We start from the raw sequence: 16,413 nt of genomic DNA, 5'->3' as shown, positions 1-16,413 counted from the left end.
TCATGAAAACGGCGTCTCGTCGAGGAAGCGCCTGAGCACGTTGCCGGTGATGCGGGCGACGTTGTTGTCGTAGTCGGCGTGGCTGAGGCTGCCGGACCAGGCGATCGAGCCGGTGTTGAAGACCGCGCCGCCGTTCGTCGTCTCGAAGAACACCATGTCGGCGGCGATGCGGGCGTTCGTCGGGGCGGTGACGTTCGGGATCATGATCGACACCTCCTCGTTGACGATGCGGTAGGACTCCGAGTGCCCCTCGGACGTGGCGAGCACGAGGGCGTGCGGCGGGGTGCCCAGCGCGACGTCGGCGCGGTCGATCTCGACGCCGGCGGCACCGCCGCCCTGCAGGCCGAAGTCGCCGATCAGTTCGTCGTCGGCGAGCCCCGCGAAGATGAAAGCGGCGCAGGGATCGAGGCTTTCCGGCGTGCGGCGGTAGTAGGTGCCGAGGTCGAAGCCTTCGGCGACGAAGCCGACGCCGCCGATCGACTGCGGCGCCCGCCCGAGCGCCCGCCACAGGCCGCCGCGGCGGCCGTCGAAGCTCTGCACGGCCTCCCCGGGCTGGGTCTCCCAGGTGCGGATCGCCGGTCCACTGCGGCGCACCTCCATGACGCCCGCAAGCTCCGCGTGGAAGCCGACGCGCCAGTAGAAGCCGTTGCCGCCCATCACCATCAGCCGGCCGCCGCCGTCGGTGTAGGCCTTGGTGGCGTCCCACATCTCGCTCGAGAAGTACTCCGGGTGGGTGCCGGTCATCACGACCGGGTAGCGGGCGAGCAGCGCGTGGCCCTCGGCGTGGAGATCGTGATCCGTGATCACGTCGAACGCGGTGCCCGTCGCCTCCAGCCAGTCGAGGATGTGGGTGTCGGCGTTGAACTCGCGCAGCGACGAACCCTTGCCGCCGAACTGGCTGACATAGCCGGGCCGGAGGTTGAGGATCGGCCTGAACCACGAAGAGTAGCAGACGCCGCTGCCGTCGGAGTGGACGTCGTAGAGCGACGGCCCCCACTCGGGATGCTCGTCGATCAGCCGGTTCGCCTCGTGCACGACGAGGAGCCGGCCCGACAACAGTTCGGCGATATCGAACGGCACGGGGTTCAAGTTGGCGTAGGCGAGGTAGGTGGCGGTGGAGGCGAGGAAGGCGACGCGGGCGGTGGCGGTGCCACGCGGCGGCCGCACGAAGAACGGGATACGGTCGGCCATGCCGCCGCCGGTGACGCGGCAGGCATAGACGCCGCTCGGCAGATCGTCCGGCACCGTCAGCGTGACGCTCGGCTCCCAGCCGGCGTCATAGATGTCGTCGTCGTGGAAGTGGATGGCGCCGTATTCGTGCGGGGCGTGGTTGAAGTTGTCCTCCTCGCCTGTCCAGTTCGAGCCGGTCATGCCGCGCGCCGGTAGGTTGACGAGCCGGCCGTCGAGGCGGTTGCGGGAGAGATCGCGGACGGTGGTCGTCTCGATGCCGTCGCTGAAGTCCCACCAGCCGAGGATGTCCGATGCGAGGGCATGGGGGATCGCGTCGGCGCGGGCGCGCTCCATCTCCAGCCGGTCGAAGGCGCGGGCGGCGAGGCGCGGGCGCTCGATCTTGCCGTTGTAGTGGCCGCCGGTGAGCGGCTTGCCGCCGGCCTCGCCCTCGCTCCACGCCGCCATCAGGAACACGGCGCCAGTAGTGGCTCGCCATCCGGGCGGCGCACGGCCCTCGGCGTGGGCCTCCACGTCGCCGGGGCCGGTCGGAAAGACAGGCTCCTGCACCAGCGTGACGGTGCCGGTGGCCGCATCATAGGTCGCGGCGACGAAGGCCCAGCGGCGGGTGACGAGCGGCACGCCGGTGTCGAGCGCGAAGACGTCCCCCGAGCCGTCGCTGATGCGCACGCCGAGCGCGCCGTTCGCCTCGATGACGAGCGCGAAGCCAGCTTTGCCGCTGTCGTCCCACGTGCCGAGCAGCGCCTGCCGGCGGCCGCCGGGGGTGGTCGGCCAGATCGTCGTCTGAACGGTGAAGCTCGTCAGCGCGTCGAGCGCAGGGGAGGGCGGGACCCGAATGGCCGAGCCGCTCCGGCAGGGCTGCTCGCGCGCCGGGTAGCTGCCGGAGGCAGGCGTGTCGATCACCGTCTCCTGGAAGCCCGGACCCTCGGGATTGAGGTCGCCGCAGCGGACGCGGACGATGTCGGCGTCGAAAGAGGTGGTGCCGACGGCGCTCACCATGAAGGAGATGGTGTCGCCCGGCGCGACGCTGATGCGGTCGGCGTAGCCGACGATGTGGTCTCGCGGCATCCTCGTCCTCGGGTCAGGTGGCGCGGGTGCGATGGCCGCGCCGGTCAGGGCTCGATCGTCTCGCCTGTGAGCTGTTTCCACCTGAGGCGGTAGACGACGCGCTCCGCCTCGGCGAGGTCCGTGAAGGTGACGTCCGGATAGGTGACGACGGGATCGCCGCGCCGACCGGTCATCTGCGCCAGCACCCAGCGGCGGTGCGGCTCGACGGCGACGAGGGCGTACTTGCCGGGCACCGGCGCGCCGCGGAACAGCTGCAGGATGAACTGCAGGTTCGGCGTGTGCTTGCCGACGGGCGTCGCGCGGAACTCCTCGTAGAGCGCCCGGCTATCGGCCTTCAGGCGTTCGAGCATCAGCGGGTCGCGCACCGGGATCGGCGTGTCGAGCACCGGATCGAAGTTCGCGCCGTCGCCCCGCTGCATCCTCATCCTCCGACCGCTGGCTCTGCACCGGTCATATCACGCCGTCCGCCTTCAGCGTCGCGATCTCCGCCTCCGACAGCCCGAGCAGCGTGCCGTAGACCTCGGCATTGCCGGCGCCGAGCAGGGGACCCAGGCTGTCGATGCGGCCGGGCGTCTCTGACAGTCGCGGCAGCGGCCCCGGCACGACGACGTCGCCGAGCGTCTCGTCGTGGCGCGTCACCAGGCTCTCGCGGGCCTGGAACTGCGGGTCGGCGAAGATGTCGGCGATGGTGTTGACGCGGGCGCACGGCACCTCGCCGGCGACGCACGCCTCGATCAGCGCGTCGGTCGACATCGAGGCGACGAAGTCGGCGGTGAGCTTGTCGACGGCAGCAGAGTTGGCGATGCGCACCGCCGCCCGGCCGTAGACGTCGTCGGCCGCGAGCCCCGGCCGGCCCATGATGGCGGCGAGGCGGGCGAACATCTTGTCGTTCGTGCAGGCGATCGCCACCCAGCCGCCGTCGGCGGCCTGGAAGTGGCCGTGCGGGCAGGCGTTGGTGGTGCCGGTGCCGAGCCGGCCGCGCGTCGTGCCGAGCGCCGCGAAGGCGGGGGCCAGGTCGTCGAGCATGCGGAAGATCGGCTCGTAGAGGGCAAGGTCGATCGACTGGCCGAGGCCGGTCTGGTCGCGGCTGCGCAGCGCCAAGAGCACGCCGATCGCCCCGTAGGCGCCCGAGACGTAGTCGGCGAGCGAGGTCGAGCCGGGGGTGAGCGGCGGGCCGCCCGGCATGCCAGTGAGGTGCGCGAGGCCCGAGAAGGCGTGGGCGATGCGGGCGAAGCCCGGGCGGTCGCGATAGGGTCCGGTCTGGCCGTAGCCGGAGATGCGCAGCATGATCAGCCGCGGGTTGACCGCCTTCAGGGCGTCATAGCCGATGCCCCACTTCTCGAGCGTGCCGGGGCGGAAGTTCTCGCAGACGACGTCGGCGCCGGCGACGAGCTCGCGGAACAGTTCCTTGCCGCGCTCCTTGCGCAGGTCGAGGGTGATCGAGCGTTTGTTGCGCCCCTCGCTCAGCCAGCAATAGGTGTCGCCGGCGCGCGCCGAGGGCGAGCCGAAGCGGCGGAGCGGATCCCCCTCGCCGGGTTGCTCGACCTTGATCACCTCGGCGCCGAACTCGCCGAGGATCGATGCCGCATAGGGGGCGGCGACGAACGTCGCGATGTCGACGACGCGGATGCCGGCGAGCGGAGCGGGTCTGTCCTGCACCGTGTTCCTCTTGGTACTCGCCTTGCGACTACGACGCCGATGTCGGCTCTGATCTCGAAGCCGCCTCTCTCGTCTTGCAAATTTCCAGGGCGCAATCAAAAACATGAATGTTCTGGGACTAGAGCAAAATGCTATGACCGGGGCATGGATATCCGGCAGTTGCGCTATTTCGTCAGGATCGTCGGCTGCGGCAGCCTCTCCAAGGCGGCGGCGGAACTGCACGTCGCGCAGCCAGCGCTGAGCCAGCACGTCGCCAATCTCGAGGCGGAGCTCGGCGTGCAATTGCTCTCCCGCTCGACGCGCGGCGTCACGGCGACGGAGTGCGGGACGATCCTGCTCGGCCACGCGGAATCGATCCTGCGCCAGATCGACCACGCCGCCCGCGACGTCCGCGACCACTCTGCCAACCCGTCCGGCAAGGTGACGGTCGGCCTGCCGAGCAGCACCTCACTGGTGCTGACGCTGCCACTCCTGACTGAGGTCGAGCGCCGCTATCCGAAGATCCAGCTGAGGATCATCGAGAATCACAGCGGCTTCCTGATGGAGTGGGTGCAGGCCGGCCGCATCGACCTCGCGATCGGCTTCGATACCGGCCAGGCGCCGGGCATCGCGCTCGAGCCGCTCCTCATCGAGGACCTCTATCTCGTCAGCGCGCCAGGCATCTTCGCGGGCGAGCGCAGCGAGGTCACCGCCGACGACTTCTCCGGCCTGCCGCTGATCCTCACGAGCCAGGCGCACGGCGTCCGCTCGCTGATCGAGCGCTACGCCGCCTCGGTCGGCCAGAGCCTGACCATCAAGTCGGAGCTCGACGCGCTGCCGGCGATCAAGCAGCTGGTCGCCTCCGGCTTCGGCTATTCGGTGCTGCCGTGGTCGGCGATCGGCCAGGAGTGCGCCGCCGGCACGCTGCACGGGCTGAAGGTGACGCGGCCGGGCATCACCCGCCACGTCGAGATCGCCACGGCGGCCGACCGGCCGCTGCTGCGCGCCGCCGACACCGTGCGCCGGCTCGTGCGCGAGCTCGCCGTGAGCCTGATCGCCACCGACCGCTGGCGGGGCACGCTGATGCTCTCGCCGCGGCCGGCGGAGCCGGCGCCGCTGCCATAGTCAAAAGCTATCTCGCCATCCGAATTTGGCGCCTTCTCGCTGTCCGGGCCCGTCCATAGTCTTTCTTCCGTCCGTTCAGTGTGCGCACCCGGCTGCCGCTGCATCCGTCGTCGCAATGCGCAGGAACGACACGTCTTCGACGCGCTCGACGATCAATAAAGGGGACTGGATCATGGCTTTTGCACCCGGATGCGCTCCACGACCTCGTGCCGGCCTGATGCGAACGGCGCTCGTCGCGCTCGGCCTCGCAGCCTCCCTGCAGCTTTCCCCGGCGATCGCCGCCGACAAGACCGTAACGCTCGGGGTGCTCGGCGCCTTCGCCGGCCCGTTCGCCGCTGACGCCGTCGAGGGCTACAACGGCGCGCTGCTGGCCGCTGAGGAGATCAACGCCGCCGGCGGCGTCGCCGGCTACCAGTTCAACGTCGAGCAGTTCGACACCAAGGAAATGACGCCGGACAGTGTGCTGAGCGCGGTGGAGCGGCTGAAGGCGACGGAGAACCTCGGCGCCATCGTCACCCCGTTCGGCAGCCTCAGCGGATTCGAGATGGACTACGTGGCGGAGATCGGCGTGCCCTACATGGTCGCCGCCAACTCCAACCAGTATCGCTCGATCATCGCCCCTAACCCGGACAAGTTCAAGAACGTCTGGAGCCTGGCGCCGTCCTACGACGCCTACCAGACCGAGTTCCCGCTGGTGCTGGAAGAGCTGATCAAGTCGGGCAAGTTCACGCCGAAGGAGCGCACGCTCGCGATCATCGGCTCCGACAATCCCTATTCGATGCCGATCTACAACGGCCTGAAGAAGGCGATGGCGGAGAAGGGCTGGACGGTGACGTTCGACGACGTCGTGCCGCCCGTCGAGATCAACGACTGGCGCGTCATGCTGTCGAAGATCCGTGCCAACCCGCCGGCGGTGATCATCAACACCGAGGCGTCGTCGTCGAACGCGGCGGCCTTCATGAACCAGTTCATGGAAGACCCGACCGACTCGCTGCTGTTCATCCAGTACGCCCCGTCGGTGCCGGAGTTCGTCGAGCTGACCCGCAAGAACTCCACCGGCGTGCTCTACAACATGCTCGGCGGCCCGGTGAGCGCGAAGGTGAACGCCCGCACCGCCGAGATCGGCAAGAAGTATACTGACAAGTTCGGCTACGACAGCTCGATCTATGGCTACATCGTTTACGAGATGGTCTATCTCTACAAGGACGCGCTGGAGAAGGTCGGCGACGCCTCGAACTACGCCGCGATCAACGAGTATCTGGCGAACGTCGACAAGGAGATGGTGCACGGGCGGGTGAAGTTCGACCCGGCGACGCACCTGTCGATCCAGGGCGACGACTACCTGCCGATCCAGTTCTACCAGATCTGGGACGGCGAGCGGATCACCATCTATCCTTCCAAGTATGCCACCGGCGACTACCAGGCGCCGCCGTGGACGAAGTGAGGGCGTGACGGCATCGGCGCGCGGGCGGGCGATCCGTCGGCCCGCGCGGCCCACGACGACGAGGATGACGGACGGACGATGACGGACCTCCTGGTGCTCGACGATGTCGGCAAGTCGTTTGGGGCGCTGAGAGCGGTCGACGGCGTCTCGTTCTCGGTGGCGGCCGGCGAGGTGCTCGGCATCGCCGGCCCGAACGGCAGCGGCAAGAGCACGCTGTTCAACATCATCACCGGCATTCCCTTTCGACCCGACCGCGGCGCGATCACCTTCGCCGGCGAGCGCATCGAGCGGCTGGCGCCGCACCTGATCGCGCGCCGCGGCATCGCCCGCACCTTCCAGACCGAGACCGATTTCGAGACGCTGTCGGTCGAAGACAACATGCTGACGGCGCTGGCGCAGCGGCGTGACGGCCTCGGCCATGGCGAGCGGGTGCGGGAAGCGCGGCGGCTCCTCGAGTTTGTCGGCGTCGCCGCGTCTCCCGACCGGACGGCCGGCGAGATTTCGGTGTTCGACCGCAAGAAGCTGATGATCGCCACGGCGCTGGCGCTGCGCCCGAAGCTGCTGCTGCTCGACGAGCCGGCCTCCGGCCTTTCGCAGCCGGAGGTGGAAGGGACGATCGCGCTGATCCGCGCGATCAACGCCACCGGCGTCGCCATCGTGCTGATCGAGCACGTCATCTCGCTGCTGATGTCGGTGTCGGCGCGCCTCGTCGTGCTGAATTTCGGCAGCGTGCTGGCGAGCGGCGACCCTGTCGACGTGGTGCGCGATCCGCGCGTCGTGGAGGCCTATCTCGGTGCCGGAGCGGGTCGTGACCTCGCCGCTGCTTGAGGTCCGGGACCTCGAGACCGGCTACGGCCGCACCCGCGTGCTGCGCGGCGTGTCGATGACGGTCGAGGCCGGTGCGCGCATCGGCATCATCGGTCCGAACGGTCACGGCAAGACGACGCTGATGCGGGCGATCTCCGGCCTGCTCAGGCCGTGGAAGGGCGACATCAGGCTTGCCTATGCCTCGATCGCGGGCGCCACGCCGGCAGCGATCGTCGGTGCCGGCCTCGTGCACGTGCCGCAGGGCAACGCGCTGTTTCCGGACATGACGGTCGAGGAGAACCTCCGGCTCGGCGCCTACCAGCGGCGGCTGCGCGCCGGCCACCGCGAGACGATGGAGGAGGTGTTCGCCCTCTTCCCGCGGCTTGCCGAGCGGCGTCGCCAGCTCTGCCGGACGCTGTCGGGGGGCGAGCGGCAGATGGTGTCGATCGGTGTCGGGCTGATGGCGAAGCCGAAGCTCCTGATGCTCGACGAGCCGACGCTCGGCCTGTCGCCGAAGCTGAAGGAGGAGCTTTCGCAGGCGATCGTGGCGATCTCCGCCGCCGGCATGCCGCTCCTCCTCGTCGAGCAGGACGTGAAGTTTCTGCTCGCGCTGACGACACGCTTCTACCTTTTGCACGAGGGGCGGATGGAGCGGGAGTTCGCCGCCGGCGACGCGCTCGACAACCGCGAGATCATGGACATGTATTTTGGCCTCGCTTGACGCGATCCTGCCGGCGCTGCAGTCGATCCTGGTGAGCGGGCTGGTGCTCGCCTCGCTCTACGCGCTGATGGCGATCGGCCTGTCCTTGGTGTGGACGACGCTCGGCGTCTTCAACTTCGCCCACGGCGTGTTCATGACGCTCGGCGCCTATATCGCCTGGACGGTGGCCGACGACCGCGGCCTCGGCTTCGGCCTCGCCGCCGGCTTCGCCGTCGCGGTGGCGGCTGTGGCCGGCCTCGGCGTGCTCGCCGACAAGCTGCTGGTCTCGCCCTTCCTCGGCCGCAAGGACATCGTGCTGATCGCGGTGATGACCACGCTGTCGGCCGCGTTCTTCCTGGAAAACGCCGCGCTGCTGATCTGGGGGCCGCGCATCAAGCAGCTCGACAAGCTGGTCGAGGGCAACGTGCGGCTCGCCGGCGTGCCGATCTCGGCGCACGAGTTCGTCATCATCCTCTTGGCGCCGCTCGTGCTGTTCGCGCTGTGGGCGTTCCTGAAGTTCAGTTGGATCGGCGCCGCCATCCGCGCGGTGGCGCAGAACCGCGACGCGGCGCTGCTCGTCGGCATCGATGTGCGGCTCGCCTATTCGGTCGCCTTCGCGCTGTCGGCCGGGCTCGCCGGCATGGCCGGGGTGCTGCTCGGGGCGATCCGCTTCATCACCCCCGGCATGGGGGCGGAGCCGCTGCTGAAGGCGTTCATCGTCGTCATCCTCGGCGGGCTCGGCTCGTTCGCCGGCACCGCCGTGGGCGCCTATGCGGTCGGGTTCCTCGAATCCTCCAGCACCTACTTCGTCGGCGCCTACTGGACGCAGGCGATCCTGTTCGCGCTGTTCATCCTGATCCTTATCCTCAGGCCGACCGGCCTGCTCGGCAGGCGGTGAGGCGATGGGCGCGCTGAAACCGGCGACGATCGCCAAGGCGGCCTTCTTCGCCGCCCTCATCCTGCTGCCGCTCGTCAGCGACAGCAGCTATGTCCGCCACGTCTCGATCGTCGCCATCCTCTATGCGGTGATGGTGTCGAGCTGGAACCTGACGCTCGGCTATGCCGGCGTCTTCAACTTCGGCCACATGGCCTTCTTCGCCATCGGCGCCTATGCCGCCGGCATCCTGACGAAGGTCTATGACTTCTCGCCCTGGCTCGGGCTGCCGGCCGGCATCGCCGCCGCGGTGATCGCGAGCGTCGTCGTCTGCATCCCGGTGCTCAGGCTGAAGGGTATCTATGTGGTGCTCGTCACCTTCGCCTTCTCGCAGCTCTGCTTCCAGATCGTGCTGAACCAGCGCGACCTCACCGGCGGCAGCTTCGGGCTTGTGCAGATCCCGCCGCTGTCGATCGGCGACTTCTCGTTCCGCGACCACCAGAACCTCGGCTACTACTACGCGGCGCTGGTGCTGCTCGCCCTCTCGACGCTGTTCTGCGCCCGGCTGATGCGCTCCGACTTCGGCCGCACCGTCGTCGCGCTGCGTGACAACGAGGCCTATGCGACGAGCCGCGGCGTCGCGCTCGCCCGCGTGCGGCTCATGATCTTCATGGCGAGCGCGATCTTCACCGGCGCCACCGGCGCGCTCTATGCGCAGTACACCCGCTCGGCGAGCCCCGACATGTTCGGCTTCGCCTTCATCACGCTGGCGCTCTCGATGCTGCTGCTCGGCGGCATCGGCACGATCTGGGGGCCGATCCTCGGGGCGGTGGTGTTCACGCTCGTCTCGGAATCGATGGTCGGGCTCGGGCCGGGGCGCTACCTCGTCATCGCGGTGATGATCGTCGTCATCCTGCGCTTCTTCCCGCGCGGCCTGATCGCGGCGCTGGAGGCCGTCGGCCGCCGCCTGGCGCGGCGCCCCGATCCGCCGCCGGCACCGTCCGCGAGCCGCGACGCGGCCGGCTCCCCGGTCGCCTGAGCCGCCACCTGTCCATCCAAGAACAACGACACGCGAGGACCGCATGGACCGCTACAAGATGTACATCGGCGGAGAGTGGTGCGAGGCCGCCTCCGGCGCGTGGTTCGAGACCGAGAACCCGTTCACCGGCAAGGTGTGGGCCGAGGTTGCGCGCGGCGGGGAGGCGGATGCGGCGCGCGCCGCCGAGGCCGCCCACAAGGCCTTCACCACCGGCCCGTGGCCGACGCTGACGGCGACGCAGCGCGGCGCTCTCTTGCGCCGCGTCGGCGACCTCATCGCCGAGCGGGCGGAGTTCCTCGCCGACTGCGAGGTGCGCGACAACGGCAAGCTGAAGGTCGAGATGCTCGGCCAGCTCCGCTACATCCCGCAGTGGTTCTATTATTACGGCGGACTGGCGGACAAGATCGAGGGTGCGGTCATCCCGATCGATAAGCCCGGCGTCTTCAACTATACCCTGCACGAACCGCTCGGCGTCTGCGTGGCAATCACCGCGTGGAACTCGCCGCTGCTGCTCGCCACCTGGAAGATCGCGCCGGCACTCGCCGCCGGCAACACCGTCATCATCAAGCCGTCGGAGTTCACCTCCACCTCGGCGCTCGAATACGTCAAGCTGTTCGAGGAGGCGGGCTTTCCGCCGGGTGTCGTCAACGTGGTCACCGGCTACGGGCCGGAGGTCGGCCAGCCGCTGATCGAGCATCCGCTGGTGCGCAAGATCGCCTTCACCGGCTCGGTGGCGTCGGGCGAGCGCGTCAACATGGCGGCTGCGAAGGGCCTGAAGCGCATCAGCCTCGAGCTCGGCGGCAAGTCGCCGAACATCGTCTTCGCCGACGCCAACCTCGACAACGCGGTCAAGGGCGCAATCGCCGGTATCTTCGCCGCCTCCGGCCAGACCTGCATCGCCGGCTCGCGGCTGCTGCTGCACGACAGCATCCACGACGAGTTCCTCGACCGCCTGCTCGCCATGGCCGGCAGTGCGAAGATGGGCGATCCGATGGACATGGGCACCGAGATCGGGCCGATCACCACTCGCCCGCAGTACCAGAAGACGCTCGACTACATCGACATCGCCCGCGCCGACGGCGCGACGCTCAGGCTCGGCGGCGGCAAGGCGACGCGCGCCGGCTGCGGCGACGGCTGGTTCGTCGAGCCGACGATCTTCTCCGGCGTCGAGAACGGCATGCGGATCGCGCAGGAGGAGGTGTTCGGCCCGATCCTCTCGGTCATCCGCTTCAAGGACGACGAGGACGCCATCCGCATCGCCAACGACGTCGTCTATGGGCTGGCCGCCGGCGTGTGGACGCAGGACATCACGCGGGCGCTGACGATGACGAAGCGGCTGCAGGCGGGCACCGTCTGGGTGAACACCTACCGGGCGGTGTCGTTCACCTCACCGATGGGTGGCTACAAGAGTTCGGGCATCGGCCGCGTCAACGGGCAGGAGATGATCCTCGACTACCTGCAGACGAAGAGCGCCTGGATCGACACCAACCCGACCTTCCCGAGCCCGTTCGCGCTGCGCTGACGGCCTCCGGCGCCGGCCTCGCCCGGCGCCAGCCCCATCGACGCCGACACCCTACCTTGCAGGAGCTTGCCGTGCCCCACCGCTTCATCTCGACGCCGAAGGTGTTCCAGTCGTCGTCACCGTTCTCGCAGGCCGTCGCCGCCACCGGCGCGCGGACGATCTACATCGCCGGCCAGGTGTCGCAGGACGAGACCGGCGCCAATGTCGGCATCGGCGATCCCGCCGTCCAGGCCGACCGCGTCCTTGCCAACATGCAGGCGCTGGTGGAGGCCGACGGCGCGACGATGGCGGACGTCTGCCGCATCGTCGTCTACGTCACCGACCGCGCCTTCCTCGGCGACGTGATGAAGGCGCGGCAGAAGTACTTCGCCAAGCCATATCCGGCGACCACGGTACTGGTTGTCGCCGGCCTCGCCCATCCCGACTGGCTCGTCGAGATCGACGGCGTCGCCAACGTGGAGGAGTAGGCGGCCGGTCTCGCGCCGCCGCCGCTATCCCAGTCAATGCCGCAAGGCGCCAGACCTAGAGTTATCCAGATTTCAACTCACGCACATGCCTAAGTCCGACCGGGGTGCGTCTCTGCGTCGGTTGCGGGTAGTAGGAGATCGAGTAGCGCGGGCGAATTGCGCTGCGTGACCACTTGAAAGTGGCACGCCGCCAGGAACGCGATCGGCGACCATGTGCACACTCGCTGCGTTCAATAGCCAAGTGCAATTCCATCCTTGCGAGGATCGGAGCCGCCGACAAGCAGGCCCCGCGCGTGGTCGATGAAGATCGCCTGGCTACCGCCGAGCGGCTTCACAGCCCGCTCGATACGGTGGCCGCGCCGCGCGAGGTCGGCAGCCACCTCATTCGGAATGGTCTTCTCGAGTTGCAGTGTTCCGCCGAAGGCGAAGCTCCGCGGTACCTCCGACGCCTGTTGCGGGTCGAGGCCGTCGTCGAGCATCGCCGAGAGGAACTGCGCGTGGCCAGAGGCCTGGTAGTGTCCGCCCATCACGCCGAACGGCATCACCGCGCGTCCGTCCTTGACCAGCATGCCGGGAATGATTGTGTGCAACGGCCGTTTGCGCGGCGCAATGGCGTTCGGATGCCCGGGCAGGACGCGGAAGATTGAGCCGCGGCTGTGCAGCAGGATGCCACTTCTCGGCGCCATGATGCCGCTGCCGAACTCTGCGAACAGCGAGTTGATGAAGGAAATCGCATTGCCGTCGCGGTCGACGACGGCAATGTAGACGGTGTCCTTGTGTTCCGGCTCGTCCCAGTCGACAGCCTCGGATGCGACGTCCACCCGAATGCGGGCGCGAACGGACGCGGCGTAGACCGGGTTGAGCCATTGAGACACGTCGGCGGGCGCACCGCTCGGATCGCCGATCGCGGCGTCGCGCGTCCGATAGGCGGCCTTGGTCGCCTCGGCGAAGAGGTGGATGCGCTCAGGTTCGCTCAGTCCCCCCGCCGCCACATCGTAGCCGCCCAGCGTGCCGAGGATCATGAGGGCGACCACGCCCTGGCCGTTCGGCGGGCATTCGTAGACGTCGTGTCCGCGGTAGGGGGACGCGATCGGTGTTTCGTAGACGCTCCGCTGAGCGGCGAAGTCGTCGAGGGAGTGCAGCCCGCCGAGAGAGCGGAGGCGGGTGACCATGTCCTCGGCGATCGGTCCTTCATAAAAGGCGTCGCGGCCCTCGCGTGCGATCCGGCGTAAGGTCTCCGCCAGGAGCGGGTTGATGACACGGTCGCCGCACAGGAGCGGAGCGCCGTTCTTCATGAGGATGCGCGAGGCGACAGCATCTTCGGCGATCTGGCGCGACGAGCCGGCAAAGTCGAAGGCAACGCGCGGCGCCACGGGGCATCCGGCTTCGGCGAGGTCGATCGCCGGCTGCAGCAATTCCGCCATGTCGCGCGAGCCGTGGTCGGCATGCAGGCGGAACCAGGCATCGATGCAGCCCGGCACCGTGACGGCGTGCGGCGTGCGCTCGTCGATCGCAGTGAAACCGCGCTCCAGATACCAGTCGAGCGTCGCTGCTGCCGGCGTCCGGCCAGAGCCGTTGAGGGCGATCGGCAGCCCGCCGGCCGGCGAATAGAGGACGAAGCAGTCGCCGCCGATGCTCGTCATGTGCGGCTCGGCAAGGCACAGCACCGCCGCAGCGGCGATCGCCGCATCGACGGCGTTGCCGCCGCGGCGCAGGACCTCGATGGCGGCGAGCGTCGCGAGCGGATGGGAGGTCGCTGCCATGCCATTGACGCCGAGCGCAAGGGGCATGGAGCAGGCTGGAAGCCCGGCGCGGTCATTTTGCTCTGGGCAGCGCGTAGTCCGTCGCAGTCGTGGGAACTTGTGCGTAGTGGCGGAGGGCAGGAACCGGATGCGGGCCTTCATCTCTAGTTGCCTCGCATTGGCTCGCATTTGCGCAAATCTCTGCATTCGCAGCACACTTGAGCCATCCCGTCGCAACTGCTGTCACCGTTGGAACTATGCCATTATTGTCCTCCGCGATGGCCCGGCCGGTCAGGCCGACGCGATCTCGTCGATTAGTCGATTGCCGGCGAAATGAGGACCGTTGAAGAGGTAGATCGGGTAGTCGACGCAGGCGGCGAACTCCGGCTGGCGGTCGCCTGCCTTTGCGGGACGGACGCCGCCGCCGACGAGTGGCCGAAACGCTTCCACGATGATGCACAGTCGATCCCGACCCAGCCGATCCGCTAGCGCGTCCGCATAGTCGCGGGCGGTCGCCGGCGTTCGGGCGTGCACACCGACGCCGTCCTGGAAGAACACGCCGACATCGCCCGGCAGCCATCCGGTGAGCCAGTCTGCCAGCGTCGCAGCGCCGACGTTGGCACTGTCGTAGACACTGATCCACAACGGCCGCGGCAGCGGCGCCAGCAGGCCGACGAGCTGTGTCGCCTCCTGCCAGGTCGGGTCGACCTCGACCGGAAAGCACCATCCGACGACGTTGAGGGGCGTCGGCAGGAAGGCGAGCGCCAGTGAGCGGCTGGCGAGTTCCGCCACCGTTGCCCGCGCCTCGCCCTCGCCGAAGCGCCCGGCGAGGCCGAGGAACACCTCCTCGGCCCACGGCGCGCGGGCGATGCGGCGCCAGTCCGGCAGCACCGGCACCGTCGGCAGACCCGCCCCAGCGACGAATGACAGCCCATCGACGACGATCCACTGCATGCATTGAGTTCTCAGCCCTAAGCAGCGGCTTTTCGCGATCGAGTACCTGGCCGATCTCGACGACAAGCATGCCGCCATTCGATTCGACCGACGCCGACTGGAGTGTCTGGCTGCGCGCCGTTGGACTAGGCCGCGGTGTCCCATCGGGCGGTATGCACTTCAACAACTACCCGCTGCTGATCCAGGCGGGGGTCAATGGCCAGGGCGACGCCCTCGGCTGGGGCCATCTTGTCGAGGACCTGATCAAGAGTGGTGCCCTGGTGCAGTGCCTGCCGACGACGCTTTTGCTGAAACCGGCCTTTTTCCTGGCCACCTCGGAGAATGTCCATCTGAGGCCGGAAGCGGCGACCTTCTGCGAATGGATCGTGGCAGAGACTGAACGGCTAAGGGCCTGACCCAAAAGTTTGTGGCACACGCCTCGGCTGCATGATTCCTGTCCCGTGATCGGAGATCGGGAGAGCGGTTCAGGATGTGGACGGCTGAGCATCGCGAGAGGTTCGAGCGGGTCGGCGGGCGCTATCCGAGCGATCTATGACGCGGTACGGGACTTGCTGGACCTGGCCTGCCCCCTTTGAAGTGGTCCTCCCTGAGGTATGGATTTTGAGCCCATTTGGAGGACGGACAGATGGCGAGGAAGCGGCATAAGCCGGAGGAGATCGTCGCGAAGCTGCGGCAGGTTGAGGTGCTGACGGCGCAGGGTCAATCCCTTGCGGAGGCGATCCGGTCGATCGGGGTGACGGACGTGACCTACTACCGCTGGCGGACGAGGACAGCGGGCTGAAGGGCGACCAGGTGAGGCGCCTGAAGGAGCTCGAGGCGGCGAATGCCCGGCTGCGCAACCCCGGCCGGCTCCAGCGGACGCGCTTACCGTGGCGGACACCCGACACATGAACCAACAATCGAATCGGACCACCGACGTGGGGCTGGTCAGGAGGACGTTGAACTTCGCGGTATCGACGAGCGATGCGGTGGTCGCCCAGTGCTCGGCGCCGCCGTCGGAGCCCGCGAAGAGCGCGTTCTTGCGGGTGAGAGCGATCGGACGGATCGATCGTTCTACGACGGTCACATCGATCTCGATGCGGCCGTTGTCGAAGATGCGACAAAAGCAGCTCGTGCTCGGTCTGCATCTCCGTCAGCTTGAGCGCTATGCCGCCGCCGGCGTTGCGATTCGTCGCGATGAAGCGGCCTGCTTTGTCGGTGACGGCGTAGCGGGGTACGAGAAACTCCAGGCTACACTCAACTCAAATGTGGAAACTCCGAGGGCCAAACGCAGCATGGGTGCATCGAGAATCGGGCGAGCGGCGAGGGCCTACTCGGTAGTGTTCGCGGCCATCGCGCTGTTGGCCATCAAACCGGTACTGGCCGACGAGGCGGCAACGCGCGGCGAGAAGGTGGTGGGTCAGTGGTGCCGGCTATGTCACCTCCGGGCAACTGACCCGCCAAATCCCGACATGGCACCGCCCTATGAGGAGATTGTCCAACGTCCCGGTCGCGACGAGGCCTACTTCGTCCGATTTCTAGAGGAAGATCACTTTCCGATGACAATCTACCGCCTGTTCGATGACGAGAAGCGCGATGTGGTCGCTTACCTTCTCTCGCTGCAACGGAAATGAGTTCCGGATTTTCTAGGCCGGTCTTGCGCTCGCTTCAGTCCCCGGAGGCTTCTGTGTCGGCTGTGCCTGACCAGACACCGCGGTGGATATGGGTTTAGAGATTATCGGCCCTTGTTGCCGGGCAAGCCCCGGAGGGTGCTACGGGCGGACGACAGGACGGTGCTGAACTGCATCTGCTGGCGCCTGCACACCGGCTTTGGTCCTGGGCCGACATCCCGGACTGCTGCGGCCC

14 protein-coding genes and 2 pseudogenes are annotated in these 16,413 nt (G+C 68.0%); 10 read left to right on the top strand and 6 right to left on the bottom strand.

Annotated features, from left to right (window positions below):
• Genes RUR49_RS25330 through RUR49_RS25320 form a run of 3 tightly spaced genes read right to left on the bottom strand, consistent with a single transcriptional unit; the run spans position 1 to position 3,915 of the window.
• Positions 1-2,256, bottom strand: a complete 2,256-nt coding sequence (locus tag RUR49_RS25330; protein ID WP_409149396.1) for a N,N-dimethylformamidase beta subunit family domain-containing protein — start codon at positions 2,254-2,256, stop codon at positions 1-3.
• Between the two features lie 44 nt (positions 2,257-2,300).
• Complete coding sequence (locus RUR49_RS25325; RefSeq protein WP_409149394.1) at positions 2,301-2,675, bottom strand: hypothetical protein; 375 nt, start codon at positions 2,673-2,675, stop codon at positions 2,301-2,303.
• A gap of 31 nt (positions 2,676-2,706) precedes the next feature.
• Positions 2,707-3,915 (bottom strand): CaiB/BaiF CoA transferase family protein, encoded by a 1,209-nt coding sequence (locus tag RUR49_RS25320; protein WP_409149392.1) that lies wholly within the window; start codon positions 3,913-3,915, stop codon positions 2,707-2,709.
• A 159-nt stretch (positions 3,916-4,074) separates the two neighbouring features.
• Between RUR49_RS25320 and RUR49_RS25315 the strand changes: the two genes are divergently transcribed.
• The 8 genes from RUR49_RS25315 to RUR49_RS25280 all read left to right on the top strand — a co-directional run bounded on the left by RUR49_RS25315 (position 4,075) and on the right by RUR49_RS25280 (position 11,872).
• Positions 4,075-5,019, top strand: coding sequence for a LysR substrate-binding domain-containing protein (locus RUR49_RS25315; RefSeq protein WP_409149390.1), 945 nt, complete (start codon positions 4,075-4,077; stop codon positions 5,017-5,019).
• Positions 5,020-5,236: 217 nt separating this feature from the next.
• A complete protein-coding gene (locus RUR49_RS25310) occupies positions 5,237-6,463 on the top strand; it encodes an ABC transporter substrate-binding protein (RefSeq protein WP_409149388.1) in 1,227 nt (408 codons plus the stop codon).
• Between the two features lie 78 nt (positions 6,464-6,541).
• Positions 6,542-7,291: an ABC transporter ATP-binding protein gene (locus tag RUR49_RS25305; protein ID WP_409149386.1), complete on the top strand. Its 750-nt coding sequence runs from the start codon at positions 6,542-6,544 to the stop codon at positions 7,289-7,291.
• The gene (locus RUR49_RS25300; protein ID WP_409149384.1) at positions 7,272-7,991 is read left to right on the top strand and encodes an ABC transporter ATP-binding protein; all 720 of its coding nucleotides are present in this window, start codon (positions 7,272-7,274) and stop codon (positions 7,989-7,991) included. Before RUR49_RS25305 ends, RUR49_RS25300 begins: the two co-directional genes overlap by 20 nt.
• Positions 7,978-8,868: a branched-chain amino acid ABC transporter permease gene (locus RUR49_RS25295; protein ID WP_409149382.1), complete on the top strand. Its 891-nt coding sequence runs from the start codon at positions 7,978-7,980 to the stop codon at positions 8,866-8,868. Before RUR49_RS25300 ends, RUR49_RS25295 begins: the two co-directional genes overlap by 14 nt.
• 4 nt (positions 8,869-8,872) lie before the next feature.
• Entirely contained in the window at positions 8,873-9,883 is a 1,011-nt protein-coding gene (locus RUR49_RS25290) for a branched-chain amino acid ABC transporter permease (RefSeq protein WP_409149380.1), read from the top strand.
• Between the two features lie 43 nt (positions 9,884-9,926).
• Positions 9,927-11,405: an aldehyde dehydrogenase gene (locus RUR49_RS25285; RefSeq protein WP_409149378.1), complete on the top strand. Its 1,479-nt coding sequence runs from the start codon at positions 9,927-9,929 to the stop codon at positions 11,403-11,405.
• A gap of 71 nt (positions 11,406-11,476) precedes the next feature.
• On the top strand, positions 11,477-11,872 hold the full coding sequence (locus RUR49_RS25280; RefSeq protein ID WP_409149376.1) for a RidA family protein: 396 nt from the start codon (positions 11,477-11,479) through the stop codon (positions 11,870-11,872).
• A gap of 230 nt (positions 11,873-12,102) precedes the next feature.
• Here RUR49_RS25280 and ggt read toward each other — a convergent pair whose 3' ends face one another.
• Positions 12,103-13,635 carry a gamma-glutamyltransferase gene (ggt, locus tag RUR49_RS25275; RefSeq protein ID WP_409149669.1) on the bottom strand — a complete coding sequence of 511 codons (1,533 nt, stop codon included), beginning with the start codon at positions 13,633-13,635 and terminating at the stop codon, positions 12,103-12,105.
• A gap of 270 nt (positions 13,636-13,905) precedes the next feature.
• Positions 13,906-14,568, bottom strand: a complete 663-nt coding sequence (locus RUR49_RS25270) for a hypothetical protein (protein WP_409149374.1) — start codon at positions 14,566-14,568, stop codon at positions 13,906-13,908.
• Positions 14,569-14,636: 68 nt separating this feature from the next.
• Between RUR49_RS25270 and RUR49_RS25265 the strand changes: the two genes are divergently transcribed.
• Together RUR49_RS25265 and RUR49_RS25260 are read left to right on the top strand one after the other, a co-directional pair.
• Positions 14,637-14,963 (top strand): hypothetical protein, encoded by a 327-nt coding sequence (locus tag RUR49_RS25265; RefSeq protein ID WP_409149372.1) that lies wholly within the window; start codon positions 14,637-14,639, stop codon positions 14,961-14,963.
• Between the two features lie 230 nt (positions 14,964-15,193).
• A pseudogene (locus tag RUR49_RS25260) lies at positions 15,194-15,405 on the top strand (transposase); the annotation flags it as partial.
• A gap of 100 nt (positions 15,406-15,505) precedes the next feature.
• On the opposite strand, the pseudogene RUR49_RS25255 reads toward RUR49_RS25260, so the two are convergent.
• Positions 15,506-15,667, bottom strand: a pseudogene (locus RUR49_RS25255) (transposase); the annotation flags it as partial.
• Positions 15,668-16,413 lie beyond the last annotated feature (746 nt).

Source organism: Pseudoxanthobacter sp. M-2, from assembly GCF_046156265.1.
Taxonomy (GTDB): Bacteria; Pseudomonadota; Alphaproteobacteria; order Rhizobiales; family Segnochrobactraceae; genus CAMDHY01.
This window is presented reverse-complemented; position numbering and strand designations above follow the sequence as displayed.

What these genes read in the sequence shown, in the direction of transcription:
- RUR49_RS25330 (WP_409149396.1), bottom strand. Translation starts at nt 2,256, where the DNA reads ATGCCGCGAGACCACATCGTCGGCTACGCCGACCGCATCAGCGTCGCG.
- RUR49_RS25325 (WP_409149394.1), bottom strand. Translation starts at nt 2,675, where the DNA reads ATGCAGCGGGGCGACGGCGCGAACTTCGATCCGGTGCTCGACACGCCG.
- RUR49_RS25310 (WP_409149388.1), top strand. Translation starts at nt 5,237, where the DNA reads ATGCGAACGGCGCTCGTCGCGCTCGGCCTCGCAGCCTCCCTGCAGCTT.
- RUR49_RS25305 (WP_409149386.1), top strand. Translation starts at nt 6,542, where the DNA reads ATGACGGACCTCCTGGTGCTCGACGATGTCGGCAAGTCGTTTGGGGCG.
- RUR49_RS25290 (WP_409149380.1), top strand. Translation starts at nt 8,873, where the DNA reads ATGGGCGCGCTGAAACCGGCGACGATCGCCAAGGCGGCCTTCTTCGCC.
- RUR49_RS25285 (WP_409149378.1), top strand. Translation starts at nt 9,927, where the DNA reads ATGGACCGCTACAAGATGTACATCGGCGGAGAGTGGTGCGAGGCCGCC.
- ggt (WP_409149669.1), bottom strand. Translation starts at nt 13,635, where the DNA reads ATGGCAGCGACCTCCCATCCGCTCGCGACGCTCGCCGCCATCGAGGTC.
- RUR49_RS25270 (WP_409149374.1), bottom strand. Translation starts at nt 14,568, where the DNA reads ATGCAGTGGATCGTCGTCGATGGGCTGTCATTCGTCGCTGGGGCGGGT.
- RUR49_RS25265 (WP_409149372.1), top strand. Translation starts at nt 14,637, where the DNA reads ATGCCGCCATTCGATTCGACCGACGCCGACTGGAGTGTCTGGCTGCGC.